Origin of the sequence: Kitasatospora sp. NPDC058046, from assembly GCF_042885595.1 — a bacterium.
Classification (GTDB): domain Bacteria; phylum Actinomycetota; class Actinomycetes; order Streptomycetales; family Streptomycetaceae; genus Kitasatospora.
Genome location: NZ_JBHVRS010000020.1, coordinates 12,394 through 26,040, shown reverse-complemented (window position 1 = coordinate 26,040; position 13,647 = coordinate 12,394). Strand labels below are relative to the sequence as shown.

At 71.2% G+C, this 13,647-nt stretch carries 10 protein-coding genes; 7 read left to right on the top strand and 3 right to left on the bottom strand.

Features of this window, described 5'->3' with window-relative positions:
* Window positions 1–15 precede the first annotated feature (15 nt).
* Complete coding sequence (locus ACFVU7_RS32355) at window positions 16–474, bottom strand: hemerythrin domain-containing protein (protein ID WP_388048602.1); 459 nt, start codon at window positions 472–474, stop codon at window positions 16–18.
* A 124-nt stretch (window positions 475–598) separates the two neighbouring features.
* Window positions 599–1,195, bottom strand: a complete 597-nt coding sequence (locus tag ACFVU7_RS32350) for a TIGR03086 family metal-binding protein (RefSeq protein ID WP_388048600.1) — start codon at window positions 1,193–1,195, stop codon at window positions 599–601.
* Between the two features lie 211 nt (window positions 1,196–1,406).
* Between ACFVU7_RS32350 and ACFVU7_RS32345 the strand changes: the two genes are divergently transcribed.
* From ACFVU7_RS32345 to ACFVU7_RS32335, 3 genes are all read left to right on the top strand, one after another.
* Window positions 1,407–1,976: a DoxX family protein gene (locus ACFVU7_RS32345; protein WP_049651490.1), complete on the top strand. Its 570-nt coding sequence runs from the start codon at window positions 1,407–1,409 to the stop codon at window positions 1,974–1,976.
* A 296-nt stretch (window positions 1,977–2,272) separates the two neighbouring features.
* Complete coding sequence (locus ACFVU7_RS32340) at window positions 2,273–4,591, top strand: M9 family metallopeptidase (RefSeq protein WP_388048598.1); 2,319 nt, start codon at window positions 2,273–2,275, stop codon at window positions 4,589–4,591.
* Window positions 4,592–4,882: 291 nt separating this feature from the next.
* The gene (locus ACFVU7_RS32335; protein WP_388048596.1) at window positions 4,883–7,189 is read left to right on the top strand and encodes a collagenase; all 2,307 of its coding nucleotides are present in this window, start codon (window positions 4,883–4,885) and stop codon (window positions 7,187–7,189) included.
* Between the two features lie 86 nt (window positions 7,190–7,275).
* Here the strand turns inward: ACFVU7_RS32335 and ACFVU7_RS32330 are convergent, their stop codons facing one another.
* Window positions 7,276–8,037: a PP2C family protein-serine/threonine phosphatase gene (locus tag ACFVU7_RS32330; protein ID WP_380739782.1), complete on the bottom strand. Its 762-nt coding sequence runs from the start codon at window positions 8,035–8,037 to the stop codon at window positions 7,276–7,278.
* Window positions 8,038–8,203: 166 nt separating this feature from the next.
* Between ACFVU7_RS32330 and ACFVU7_RS32325 the strand changes: the two genes are divergently transcribed.
* The 4 genes from ACFVU7_RS32325 to ACFVU7_RS32310 all read left to right on the top strand — a co-directional run bounded on the left by ACFVU7_RS32325 (window position 8,204) and on the right by ACFVU7_RS32310 (window position 13,633).
* On the top strand, window positions 8,204–9,310 hold the full coding sequence (locus tag ACFVU7_RS32325) for an LLM class flavin-dependent oxidoreductase (RefSeq protein ID WP_074002597.1): 1,107 nt from the start codon (window positions 8,204–8,206) through the stop codon (window positions 9,308–9,310).
* Window positions 9,307–9,930, top strand: a complete 624-nt coding sequence (locus ACFVU7_RS32320) for an FMN reductase (RefSeq protein WP_074002300.1) — start codon at window positions 9,307–9,309, stop codon at window positions 9,928–9,930. The genes ACFVU7_RS32325 and ACFVU7_RS32320 overlap by 4 nt, the downstream gene beginning before the upstream one ends.
* A gap of 241 nt (window positions 9,931–10,171) precedes the next feature.
* Window positions 10,172–11,845 carry an aspartate-alanine antiporter gene (gene aspT, locus ACFVU7_RS32315; protein WP_380739780.1) on the top strand — a complete coding sequence of 558 codons (1,674 nt, stop codon included), beginning with the start codon at window positions 10,172–10,174 and terminating at the stop codon, window positions 11,843–11,845.
* A 132-nt stretch (window positions 11,846–11,977) separates the two neighbouring features.
* Window positions 11,978–13,633, top strand: a complete 1,656-nt coding sequence (locus ACFVU7_RS32310) for a bifunctional aspartate transaminase/aspartate 4-decarboxylase (RefSeq protein WP_388048593.1) — start codon at window positions 11,978–11,980, stop codon at window positions 13,631–13,633.
* Window positions 13,634–13,647 lie beyond the last annotated feature (14 nt).

Genomic DNA, 13,647 nt, shown 5'->3' with positions numbered 1-13,647 from the left:
CGGCGGGAGCGCTGATCAGTCCGGGGCGTCCAGTTCGGCCCGCTCCGCCCGCAGCCGGTCGCCCAGCGCGGTGCGGGCGGCCGCGGGCAGGGCCTTGCGGGCGGCCGGGAACAGCTGCTCCTCTTCCCCGCGCAGGTGCCGCCGCAGGGTTTCGGCGAGGCCGCGCAGCAGGGTGCCGAAGGCCGGTTCGGCCGGTCCGAGCCCCTGGAGGTCGGCGAGGTACTGCCCGATCGCCAGGTGGTCGTGGATGCTGCGGAAGACCAGGGCCCCGCCGTCGGGCACGTCGTGCTGGACCACTGGGAAGAGGTGTTCCTCCTCGGCGGCGCAGTGGGTGAAGAGGAGGTCGGTCAGCCGGGCCACCAGCTCGCCGCGTCCGGGGTCGCCGGCCGGTGCGGCCTCGATCCGGTCGAGCAGTTCGGTGACCGCCCGGTGGTCGGCGGTGAACTCGCCGAGGATGTCAGGCCTGCGGCTCATGGCCCGCCCGCCTCTCGCACGGAAGACTTCCCCCGCTGTCTTCCAGTATCCGGCGCCGGGCCGCCCGCCCGGAGGCGCGCTCCGCCGACCCCCGTAGTGCCCGCTCACCCTCCGTGGGTCCCGCTCACCCCCCGTCCCGCCGCCCGGTGAGGGCGAGCAGCCGGGTCTGCGGGTCGGCGTCCTCGGGCACCGGCAGCGGCGGGTCGAAGAGCCCGCTGCCGGAGAGGTCCCCGTACCCGGCGAACTCGCCGAGCGCGAACCCGACGAGCCCGTCGGGGAGCCGGGTGTGCCGTCCGATGGCCTCGGCGAGGTCCCAGGAGTGGATCACCAGGTCGGTGGTGAGCTGGTCCAGGTAGTACTGCCCCGAGGTGTCCCCGAAGGAGAGGTGGACGGTCAGCTCGGTGGCGCCGGGGACGGCCCAGGCCTCCCGGGCGGCCGCGGCGGCGTCGGTCCAGGCGGTGACGGGGTCGTCGCCGAGCACGTCGCCGTCGAAGCGCTCGCCGACCTCGCCGACGGTGGCGCCCATCAGCAGCTCGGGCACCCAGAGCTGTTCGCCGGTGAGGTGGTTGACGAGGTCGCGGACGGACCAGTCGCTGCACGGGGTGGGGGAGTCCCACTGTTCGGGGGTGATCAGTCGGACGCGCTCGCCGAAGGCGTCCAGCGCCTCGGGGTACGGGGTGCCGGTCCGGGTCTCCCGTCGGTGCTGTCTGTGGTGGGCCATGTCTCCACCCTCTCCGGCCCGGGCGGGGCCCGCGAGTCGCCGACGGCCCGTCAGTTGTTCAAATTCGAACTTCGGGGTACGGTCGGTGAAGCGGCGGTTCAAATTTGAACAATGGCGCCGGGTGACGATCCCTGCCTGCCGCACCACCACAACCCTTGACCGTGTCCGGCCGTGCCGGACGACGACCGAACCCCGATCGATGGAGACGCGCATGCCGAGCAGCAGCCCGAGCACGACCGCCGCCACCACCACCGTCAGCCCGACCCGGGACACCGCCGGGTCCGCGACGACCTCCCCGCACGCCTATGACGCCGGACTCCTGCTCCTGCGCCTGGCCCTCGGCCTGACCATGGCCGCGCACGGCAGCCAGAAGCTGTTCGGCTGGTTCGGCGGCGGCGGGATCGACGGCACCGGTCAGTTCTTCACCATGAGCGGCTACCCGGCCGGCAACGCCATGGCCGTGGTGGCCGGCCTCACCGAGACGCTGGGCGGACTCGCCCTCGCCGTCGGCCTGCTGACCCCGCTGGCGGGCGCCGCGATCGTCGGCACGATGGTCAACGCGATAGCCGTCACCTGGGGCGGCGGCTTCTTCGCCCCGAAGGGCAGCGAGTACGAGCTGCTGCTGACCGCCGGTGCCGCCGCGCTCGCCCTGACCGGCCCCGGCCGCTATGCCGTGGACCGCTTCCTGCCGGTGCTGCGGGCGCACCGCCTGGCGTACGGCGCGGCCGCCGTCGTGGTCGGCCTGGTGACGGCGGGCGTGATCCTGCTGCTCCGCAAGTAGCCGGAATCCGGCGGTAGTCGGTTCCACCGATCCGCGGGCCCGAAGGGCATGGTGACGACGACGTCGCCATGCCCTTCCGCTTTTCCGGATGGGTAGGGCTTGGGTAAAGGCCTTCACAATGATGTGTGATGTGTGCAATATTACATGGCACATCCCCACTGTTTCCACGACGGACCCGCCCCACGGGTCCCGTCGCGGACGGTCCTCGCTCCCCCGTAGGCCGCGCCCCAAATCGCGGCCGATGACGGCCCGGAGGCCCCCACGTGAATGGCCAACGCTTACTGCGAGTCCCGCGGTTGGCACGACTGTTGACGCTCGTCCTGTCCCTGTTCCTGGCGGTCGGCCTGTTCGCCCCGCTCAGCCAGGCCGCCCCCGCCGGCCCCACCCCCGGCGGAACCACCCCCGGCGGCACCCCCGCCGGTACGCCCGCCGGCACGGCGCCCGCCCACCTGGCGCCGCCGCCCGCGATCGGCGAGAGCCGCGCCGACACCACCCCGGCGAAGCCGGACGGCCGCAAGCGCCTCAGCCCCGAGGACCTGGTGCCCCAGTCGCCGACGGCCCCGCTCACCGGCCTGCCGACGGCCGGGCAGCCGCAGGCCAAGGCCTTCGGCCTGGACGCGGCCGCCGCCCGGCCCTGCAACGTCGGCGACTTCACCAGCCGGACCGGCAGCGCGCTGGTCCAGCAGATCAAGTCCGTCGACCTCCAGTGCGTCAACTCGCTGTTCAAGATCGGCCGCGGCGACGCCGCCAACGCCTTCCGCGAGTCGCAGATGGTCACCGTGGCGAACGCGGTGCGCGACGCCGCCAACGGCTACCAGGGCAACGACAGCGGCTCGATCGCGGAGCTGATGCTCTACCTGCAGGCCGGCTACTTCACGCAGTTCTACAACCCCGACGTGGTGGGCCCCTACGGCAGCGGCCTGAAGGACGCCTCCCGCGCCGCGCTGGACGCGTTCTTCGCCAACCCCCGTTCGCGGGACGTCACCGCGGACAACGCGAGCCCGCTGGCCCGGGCGGCCACGCTGATCGACAGCATCAAGGACAGCGCCCGCTACCTGCCCGTCGTCAAGCGCCTGCTGTCCGACTACGACAGCGCCACCTGGAACCCGAACGGCATGGTCTACGCGGTGACCCCGGCGCTCACCGCGCTGTTCGCCGGCCACTGGGAGGCCGACTTCCTCCCCGCCGTCAAGGCCGACCCGAGCGTGCTGGACGCCCTGTTCACCTTCATCTCCCGCAACCAGGGCCTGCACGGCGGCACCTACGGGCGGACGGTCTACGAGGCGACCAACGAGCTGACCCGCTTCATGCAGTACCCGGACCTGCTGCCCCGGCTGCGCCCCTATGCGCGGGCCCTGGCCCAGCAGTCCGCCCCGACCGGCCCCACGATGTACCAGCGCGGCTCGGTGACGCTCGCGGTGAACTGGTGGGACAAGGGCAACTGCTCGTACTACGGCACCTGTGACGACCCGGCGAAGTTCAAGGCCGCCAACCTGACGGTGAAGCACAGCTGCAGCCCGAGCATCGTCATCCTGGCCCAGGCGCTGGACGCCGCCCAGCTGAACACCGCCTGCACCAGCCTGAACGGCCAGGACGCGTTCTTCCACGCGGTGGCCAAGGACAACGGCCCGGTGAAGGACGACAACAACAAGACGATCGAGGTCGTGGCCTTCCACTCCTCGCTCGACTACCAGGTGCTCGCCGCGGTCATCTACGACATCAACACCAACAACGGCGGCATGTACCTGGAGGGCGACCCGGCGGCGGTCGGCAACCAGCCGCGCTTCCTCTGCTACGAGGCCGAGTGGGCCCGCCCGTCCTTCGAGATCTGGAACCTCAACCACGAGTACACCCACTACCTCGACGGCCGGTTCAACGTGTACGGCGACTACGACGCCAGCCAGGTCCAGCCGATCGACTGGTGGGTCGAGGGTTTCGCGGAGTACGTCTCCTACTCGTACCGCAAGGTCGTCAACGACGGTGCCATCGCGGTCGCTTCGCAGCACGCCTACCGGCTGAGCGAGCTGTTCGACACCGTCTACGCCACCAGCAGCCAGGACCGGGTCTACCGCTGGGGCTACCTGGCCGTGCGCTACATGCTGGAGCAGCACCGCTCCGACCTGGACGCGGTCCTCGCCAAGTACCGCGCCGGTGACTGGAACGGCGCCCGCGCCATCCTGAAGACCACCATCGGCACCCGCTACGACGCCGACTTCGACAGCTGGCTGACCAAGTGCGCCGCCGGCGCCTGCGCCACCGACACGCCGGGCCAGCCGCAGCTGCCGGAGTGCGCGGGCAACGACGTCCGGCTGCTTTCGGCCAACTGCGTGCGCGGCAACGTCGCGGCGACCACGGGCAACTACGCGCACTTCTACCTCCTGGTGCCGGCCGGCACCAAGCAGATCAAGGTCACCAGCAAGGGCGGCACCGGCAACGGCGACCTCTACTACAACCCGACGAGCTGGGCCTACACCAACGCGTACGTCACGCGCTCGGCGGGTCCGGACAACGCGGAGACGCTGACCGTCACCAACCCGCCGGTCGGTGGCTACGTCTTCTTCAGCCTCTACGCCCAGCAGGGCTTCAGCGGGGTGAGTGTCACGAGCGAGATGTGAGCCGACCCCGGCTGACCCCAGACAGGTGACCGCCCCGGGCGGAGCGCTACGGCGCCCCGTCCGGGGCGGGTCTGTTGACGGACCGTCACCACGATCCCTCCGTGAATTCCCCGCAAACTGCGCACAACGCCCCGGGTTCCCAAGGCCATGTGAGATGTGCCATGGTACATGTCACACCCCCCACCGTGCCCGACGGAACCGCTCCCCACGCGGCGCCGTCACCAACGGTCCTCGACACCCCCCACCGGCCGCGCCCCAAATCGCGGCCGACGACGGCCCGGAGGCCCCCACGTGAGTCCTTCACGTCTGCTGCGACTCCCGCAGCTGGCACGATTGCTGACGCTCGTCCTGTCCCTGTTCCTGGCGGTCGGCCTGTTCGCCCCGCAGTCCCAGGCCGCCCCCGCCACCCCCACCCCCGGCGGCTCGCCCGCGCCCGTCCCCACCGGGCCGGCCCCGCAGCCCGCCACCGGCGCAGCCGAACGAGCCGACAGCGGGCAGCAGTTGGCCTCGGTCGACCAGCGCGCCCCGCTCTCGGTCGACACTCGGCCGGCCGAGGTCCGGCCGACCGCCAAGGCCCTCAGCCTCGGCGCGGCGGCCGAACAGGCCTGTACGGTCGGCGACTTCAGCGGCCGGACCGGCAGCGACCTGGTCCAGCACATCAAGAGCGCGGACATCAACTGCATCAACAGCCTGTTCCAGCTCACCGGCGGCGACGCGCGCGGCGCGTTCCGCGAGGAGCAGATGAACACGGTGGCCTACGCGCTGCGCGACACTTCGGCCAACTACCCCGGTGACAACAGCACTTCGGTCGAGCAGCTGGTGCTCTACCTGCGCGCCGGCTACTTCGTGCAGTGGTACCACAAGGAGGACGTCGGCGAGTACGGCGCCGGCCTCAAGACCGCGATCCAGTCCGGGCTGGACGCCTTCTTCAACAGCGCCCACTCGCGCGACGTCGCCTCGGGCAACGCGCCCATCCTGGGCGAGGCCGTCACCCTGATCGACAGCGCGCAGGAGAACGTGCGCTTCCTGCCGGTGGTCAAGCGGCTGCTGGGCGACTACAAGGCCGACACCTGGAACCCGGCCGGCATGGCCTGGGCGGTCAACCCGGTGTTCACCGTGCTGTTCCGCGGCCACCAGGTGCCCGGCTTCGACGCGGCCGTCGAGGCGGACCCGAGCGTGCTGGACGCGCTGTCCGACTTCGCGACCCGCAACAACGCCCTGCTCGGCGACAGCTTCGGCGTGCTGGTCTACAACGCGACCAAGGAGCTGACCCGCTTCCTGAAGGACACCGCGCTCCAGGCCAAGGTCCGTCCGCTGGCCAAGACGCTGGTCGAGAAGTCGGAGCCGAAGGGCCGCACCGTCTACCAGTGGGCCGCGGTCGCGGAGGCGGTCGACTACTACGACCAGGGCAACTGCTCCTTCTACGGCACCTGTGACAAGTCCGCCCAGCTCAAGGCCGGCGTGCTGACCGTGAAGCACACCTGCAGCCCGAGCATCACGCTGCTCGCCCAGGCGCTGGACGCCACCCAGCTGAACACCGCCTGCACCAGCCTCAACGGCCAGGACGAGTACTTCCACTCGGTGGCCAAGGACAGCGGCCCGGTCAAGGACGACAACAACAAGACGATCGAGGTCGTGGCCTTCCACTCCTCGCTCGACTACCAGGTGCTCGCCGCCGCGATCTACGGCATCGACACCAACAACGGCGGCATGTACCTGGAGGGCGACCCGACCAAGGCCGACAACCAGCCGCGCTTCCTCTGCTACGAGGCCGAGTGGGCCCGTCCGTCCTTCGAGATCTGGAACCTCAACCACGAGTACACCCACTACCTCGACGGCCGGTTCGACATGTACGGCGACTTCGAGGCCGGCATGAAGACCCCGACCGTCTGGTGGGTCGAGGGCTTCGCGGAGTACGTCTCCTACTCGTACCGCAAGGTGAACAACGACGGCGCCATCGCGGCGGCCGCCCGCCACACCTACAAGCTGAGCGACCTCTTCGACACCGGCTACGGCGACCAGGACCGGGTCTACCGCTGGGGCTACCTGGCCGTCCGCTACATGCTGGAGCAGCACCGCTCCGACCTGGACGCGGTCCTCGCCAAGTACCGCACCGGTGACTGGGACGGTGCCCGCACCATCCTGAAGACCACCATCGGCACCCGCTACGACGCCGACTTCGACAGCTGGCTGACCAAGTGCGCGTCCGGCGGCTGCGCCACCGACGGCAGCGGCAACCCGCCCACCACGCCGGGCACCCCGCTGCCCGAGTGCACCGGCACCGACACCCGGCTGCTGGCGGCCAACTGCACCCGCAGCAACGTCGCGGCCACCACGGGCAACTACGCGCACTTCTACCTCCTGGTGCCGGCCGGCACCAAGCAGGTGAAGATCACCACCAGCGGCGGCACCGGCAACGGCGACCTCTACTACAACCCGACGAGCTGGGCCTACACCGACACGAACACCGCGCGGTCGACCGGCCCGGACAACTCCGAGACGCTGACCGTCACGGACCCGCCGGCCGGCGGCTACATCTTCTTCAGCCTCTACGCCCAGCAGGGCTTCAGCGGGGTGAGCGTCACGAGCGAAATGTGAGCCGAGTACGGCGAACGGACAGGTGACCGCCCCGGGCGGAGCGCTACGGCGCCCCGCCCGGGGCGGGTCCGTTCCGTACGGGCGCCCTACGCGCCGACCCGCACCAGCGCCAGGGTGATGTTGTCCGGCCCGCCGGCCTCGATCGCCGCCTTCCACAGCTCGAACGCCGCCCTGCCGTCCGAGCGGTCCGCCCCCTCGAACGACCGCTCCAGCAGCCCGGCCAGCTCCTCCTCGGGCACCGGGTCGGTCAGGCCGTCGCTGCACACCAGGTACCGGTCCCCGGCGGCCAGCGGCACGGCCCGGACGTGCGGCTCGACGAAGGTGAGTCCGAGCGAGCCGCCCAGGGTCTGGGTGACCACCGAGGTGGTGCGCCGTCCGGGCGGCAGCGGCGGGCTGTCGTCCACGCTCACCCGGCGCAGCCCGTCCCCGGTGATCCGGTAGACCCGGCTGTCGCCGACGTTGAAGGCCAGCGCCCACTCGGGCAGCAGCACCAGCCCGGCGACGGTGGTGCCCATCGCGGCGAGCTCCGGCTCCTCGGCGGCGGCCGCGTAGACGGCCCGGTTGCAGGCCAGGAGCTCCTCGCGGACGGCCTCCTCGCCGTCCAGCGCGCCCCCGTCGGCGGCGAGCCGGCGGGCGACCAGGGCGCTGGCCACCTCGCCGCCGGGGTGGCCGCCCAGGCCGTCGGCGACCGCGATCACGCAGGGCGGGCCGAGCGGGAAGAGCAGGGTCTGCGGGTTGGTGGTCACGGTGGCGCAGAGCGTCCACGGCCCGACCGTGAGGCTGTCCTCGTTGTGCTCCCGCACCAGGCCCTCGTGGCTCAGCGCGCTCACCGCGATGTACGGGCCCATCGTCCGCCGCCCTTCCGGAGCCTTCCCTGGCCGCCCGCGCCGTCCCTTGCCCACCCGCGCCTTCCATTGTCGTCGCAGGGAACGGGAGGCGACGAGGGGGAATAACGGGCCCCACCCGGATGCTAAGGTGGTTGAAAGTTTGACTACCTGGGATGTGGTGATCAGCATGCAGTTCGGAATCTTCTCCGTCGGCGACGTGACGACCGACCCGACCACCGGCCGCACCCCGACCGAGCACGAGCGGATCAAGGCGATGGTCGCCATCGCCCGCAAGGCCGAGGAGGTCGGCCTGGACGTCTTCGCGACCGGCGAGCACCACAACCCGCCGTTCGTCCCGTCCTCGCCGACGACCATGCTCGGCTACATCGCCGCGCAGACCGACCGCATCATCCTCTCCACCTCGACCACGCTGATCACCACCAACGACCCGGTGAAGATCGCCGAGGACTTCGCGATGCTCCAGCACCTGGCCGAGGGCCGGGTGGACGTCATGATGGGCCGCGGCAACACCGGCCCGGTCTACCCCTGGTTCGGCCAGGACATCCGCCAGGGCATCCCGCTCGCGATCGAGAACTACGCGCTGCTGCACCAGCTGTGGCGCGAGGAGGTCGTCGACTGGCAGGGCCGCTTCCGCACCCCGCTCCAGGGCTTCACCTCCACCCCGCGCCCGCTGGACGACGTCCCGCCGTTCGTCTGGCACGGCTCGATCCGCAGCCCCGAGATCGCCGAGCAGGCCGCCTACTACGGTGACGGCTTCTTCGCGAACAACATCTTCTGGCCCAAGGAGCACTTCAAGAAGCTGATCAACCTCTACCGCGAGCGCTTCGCCCACTACGGCCACGGCACGCCCGAGCAGGCGGTCGTCGGCCTCGGCGGACAGGCGTTCATGCGGAAGAACTCCCAGGACGCGGTGCGCGAGTTCCGTCCGTACTTCGACAACGCGCCGGTGTACGGGCACGGGCCCTCGCTGGAGGAGTTCACCGAGCAGACCCCGCTGACCGTGGGCAGCCCGCAGGAGGTCATCGAGAAGACCCTGACCTTCCGCGAGTCCTTCGGCGACTACCAGCGCCAGCTGTTCCTGATGGACCACGCCGGCCTGCCGCTGAAGACGGTGCTGGAGCAGCTGGACCTGCTCGGCGAGGAGGTCGTGCCGGTGCTGCGCGAGGAGTTCGCCAAGGGCCGCCCGGCCGGGGTGCCGGACGGGCCGACCCACGCCGCGCTGGTCGCAGCCAAGGACGAGAAGGACGAGAACACCGTGGAGGTGGCCAAGTGACCGCGTTCAAGCTGGTGGTGGTGAGTGCCGGGCTGAGCAAGCCGTCCTCGACCCGGCTGCTGGCCGACCGGCTCGCCGACTCGACGGTGCGCCGACTCGCCCTGGAGGGGCGGGAGGCGGAGGTCACCGTGGTCGAACTGCGGGACCTGGCGGTGGAGATCGCCAACAACCTCGTCACCGGCTTCCCCGGCGCCGGGCTGCGCGCGGCGATCGAGGCGGTCACGGAGGCGGACGCCCTGATCGCGGTGACGCCGATCTTCACGGCCTCGTACAGCGGCCTGTTCAAGTCCTTCTTCGACGTGGTCGACAACGACGCGCTCACCGGCAAGCCGGTGCTGATCGCCGCCACCGGCGGCACGCCCCGGCACTCGCTCGCCCTGGAGCACGCCGTCCGCCCGCTGTTCAGCTACCTGCGCGCGGTGGTGCTGCCGACGGCCGTCTACGCGGCCACCGACGACTGGGGCGCGGCGGGGGACGGGCTCACCGACGGCCTGCCGCGCCGGATCGACCGGGCGGCCGGCGAGCTGGCGGCCCTGCTGGCCGGGCGGGCCCCGGCGGCGCCGGCGCTGCCCGACCAGGTGGTGCCGTTCGCCGAGCAGCTGGCGGCCCTGCGGGTCTGAGCCGGCCTCGGCCCCCGGTCCGAACGGCCCCGTCGGGACAGCCTCCCGGCGGGGCCGTTCGGCGCGTCCGCTCGGCGGGCCCGTCCGGTGGGCTCGTCCGGCGGGGTCGTCCGCCGATGCCGTTCGGATGCGCGTCGGCCGTGCCGGATTGTCCGCTTTGCGGTGTAATCATTCCCATGATCAGATTAGTGCTGGTCCGTCCCCCGTTCGGCGTCCCCGCACCGCGGCGGGGGCGGCTGCCGTGAGCCTGCTGCGGGAGAACCCCGTCCTCGCGCTGTTCGTCTGCCTGGCGCTCGGCTACCTGCTCGGCAAACTGCGCGTCGGGCCGATCCGACTCGGCGGAATCTGCGGCACGTTGATCGTCGCCATGCTGATCGGCAGCCGGCACGTCAGCGTCAACGCCGACGTCAAGAACGTCGCCTTCGCCCTGTTCATCTTCTCGCTCGGCTACATCGCGGGCCCCCAGTTCTTCGCCAACCTCAACGCCAAGGGCCTGCGCTTCGCGGTGCTCTGCGTCATGGAGGCGGTGCTGGTCGTCGGGATGGCCTACGGCATCGGCAAGGCCTTCGACCTGGACGTCGGCACCGCGGCCGGCATCCTGGCAGGGGCGGCCACCGAGTCGGCCGTGGTCGGCACCGCCCAGGAGGCGATCGCCAACCTCTCCGGCATCAGCGCCGACCAGTCCGCCCAGCTGCAGAACCACGTGGCCGCCGCCTACTCGGTCTGCTACCTCTTCGGCCTGGTCTCCATCGTGCTGCTGACCAGCCAGATCTTCCCGCTGGTCATGCGGATCAAGCTGCCCGACGCCTCCCGGGAACTGTGGGAGGGGCTGCGCGGCGGCAAGGGCGCGCCGGCCGCCGACGAGCAGCCCGCACTGCCCCCGCTGGTCGGCCGTACCTACCTGGTCTCCCAGGGCGAGGGCTCGGCCATCGCCCGGGTCGAGGAGGTCCAGCCCGGCCTGGTCACCGTCGAGGGCGTCCGGCGGGACGGCCGCACCCTCCACCCCGACCGGGACTTCCGGCTGCGCCGCGGCGACCTCGTGCTGCTGGTCGGCCGCCGCGAGGCGGTCATCGACACCGGCCACGAACTGGGCCCGGAGACCTCCGGCGTGCCCGGCCTGGACAGCCCGCTGGTGGTCCGCGACATCGTCCTCACCAACCGGGACTTCGTCGGCCGGACGGCGGGGGAGCTGGCCGAGGAGCAGCCGTCCACGACCTCCGGGATCTACCTGACCGACATCCAGCGGGTCGACCAGCACCTGCCCGCGATCGCCGACACCGAGCTGCACCGCGGCGACACCGTGACCGTCACCGGCGCCCGTTCGGCCGTCGACCGGTTCGCCGCCAAGGCCGGCGTCGGCATCCGCAAGGACGCCATCGACTACATCTACATCAGCCTCGGCATCTGCGTCGGCGTGCTGATCGGCCTGGTCACCGTGCACGCCGGGAACGCCGCGCTCTCGCTCGGCACCGGCGGCGGCTGCCTGGTCTCCGGTCTGGTCTTCGGCTGGCTCCGGGCCCAGCGGCCCACCTTCGGGGCCTATCCGCCGGTCGCCGCGCAGACCGCCAAGGACCTCGGGCTCTCCGTCTTCATCGCGGTCACCGGCCTGGCCGCGGGCCCGGACGCGGCGGCGCTGCTCAAGGACCACCCGGTGCTGCTGCCGTTGTCCGGCATCCTCATGGTCACCGTCCCGGCCGTGCTCTCGCTGTTCGTCGGCCGCAAGCTGCTGAGGATCGAGCCGCCGATCCTGGTCGGCGCCATCGCCGGCCAGCAGTGCAGCACCCCGGCGATCACCGCCGTCACCAACGTCGCGCAGAGCAGCATCCCGATGCTGGGCTACACGATCACCTACACCATCTCCAACTTCCTGCTCCCGCTCACCGGACCGATCCTGGTCGGCATGCTGGGGAGCTGACATGACGGACCGTCACATCATCGCGTCGAGCGCCGGCGCCGCCGCCGTGCGGCGAGGAGGGCCGTCCGGGGCGCCGCCGCCGTCGCCCTGCCGGGCCGAACGCCCGTCCTCCCGAGGAGAGTCGAGAACGCCATGACGAAGCCCACGACCGGCCGCGAGGAGATCCGCCGACTGGCCCGGCTCAGCCCCTTCGAGCTCAAGGCCGAGTTCGTCAGGCTCGCCGAGGCCTACCAGCGCGACGAGCCCGGGCAGAAGGACAAGTCCACCGCCCACATGCTCAACGCCGGTCGCGGCAACCCGAACTGGGTCTGCACCGGCCCCCGCGAGGCCTGCCTCGCGCTCGGCCACTTCGCGCTGGCGGAGAGCCGCCGGGTCTGGACCGCCGACGACCTCGGCGGCATGCCGGAACGGTCCGGCATCGCCGGCCGCTTCGACGCCTTCGTCCGCGGCCACCCCGGGCTTCCCGGCATCGAGCTGCTCCGGCGCAGCGTCGAACTCGCCGTCGACCGCTTCGGGTTCGAGCGCGAGGCCTTCCTCCACGAGCTCGCCGACGCGAGCATCGGCGACAACTACCCCGTCCCCGACCGGATGCTGGTGCACGCCGAGCAGATCGTCCGCGGCTACCTCCAGGAGGAGCTGATGGACCGGCGGCCCCCGTCGCCGCAGCAGCCCGAGCTGTTCGCCACCGAGGGCGGCACCGCCGCGATGTGCTACGTCTTCGACTCGCTGACGAAGAACGGCCTGCTGCACAAGGGCGACCGGATCGCCCTGATGGTGCCGGTGTTCACCCCGTACATCGAGATCCCCGAACTGGACACCTACGGCTTCGAGGTGGTCCGGATCCAGGCCGACAAGCTGGTCGAGACCGGGGTGCGGGAGTGGCGCTACCCGGCGGACGAGGTCGCCAAGCTGGCCGACCCCGGGATCAGGCTGGTCTGCCTGGTCAACCCGAGCAACCCGCCCTCCCTGGCGCTGTCCCGCCAGGTCACCGACCAGATCAAGCAGATCGTGGCCACCACCAACCCCGACCTGATGATCGTCACCGACGACGTGTACGGCACCTTCGTGGACGGCTTCCGCACCCTGGCCGCCGAACTGCCCCGCAACACCCTGCTCGTCTACTCGTACTCCAAGCACTACGGCGCCACCGGCCACCGCCTCGGGGTGATCGGCCTGGACCGGGACAACGTGATCGACGACCTGATCGCCACCCTCCCCGCGGAGTGGAAGGAGCGCCTCGCGCGCCGGTACGGCACGCTGAGCCTGGAACCCGGCAAGCTCCGCTTCATCGACCGGCTGGTCGCCGACTCCCGGCAGGTCGCGCTCAACCACACCGCCGGCCTCAGCCTGCCGCAGCAGGCCCAGATGGTGCTCTTCTCGCTGTTCGCGCTGCTGCCCGAAGGCAAGGCGTACAAGGCGCGGGTGCAGGGCATCGTCCGCCGGCGGCTCGACCTGCTGATGGAGGGCTCCGGAATGAAGATCGCGGACGACCCCGGGCGGGCCGGCTACTACGTCGAGCTCGACCTGCTGGCCGAGGCCGAACGGGTCGCGGGCAAGGACTTCGCGACCTTCCTGGAGAAGAACTACGAGCCCACCGAACCGCTGTTCCGGCTCGCCGAGCAGACCGGCGTGGTGCTGCTCAACGGCGGCGGCTTCGACGGGCCCGAATGGTCCGTCCGGGTCTCGCTGGCGAACCTCGACGACCTCGACTACCTGAAGATCGGGCACCACCTCAAGCAGATCTTCGCGGACTACCGCGCCGAGTGGGACGCCTCCCGGGCGTCCTGAGAAAAGCCACGACG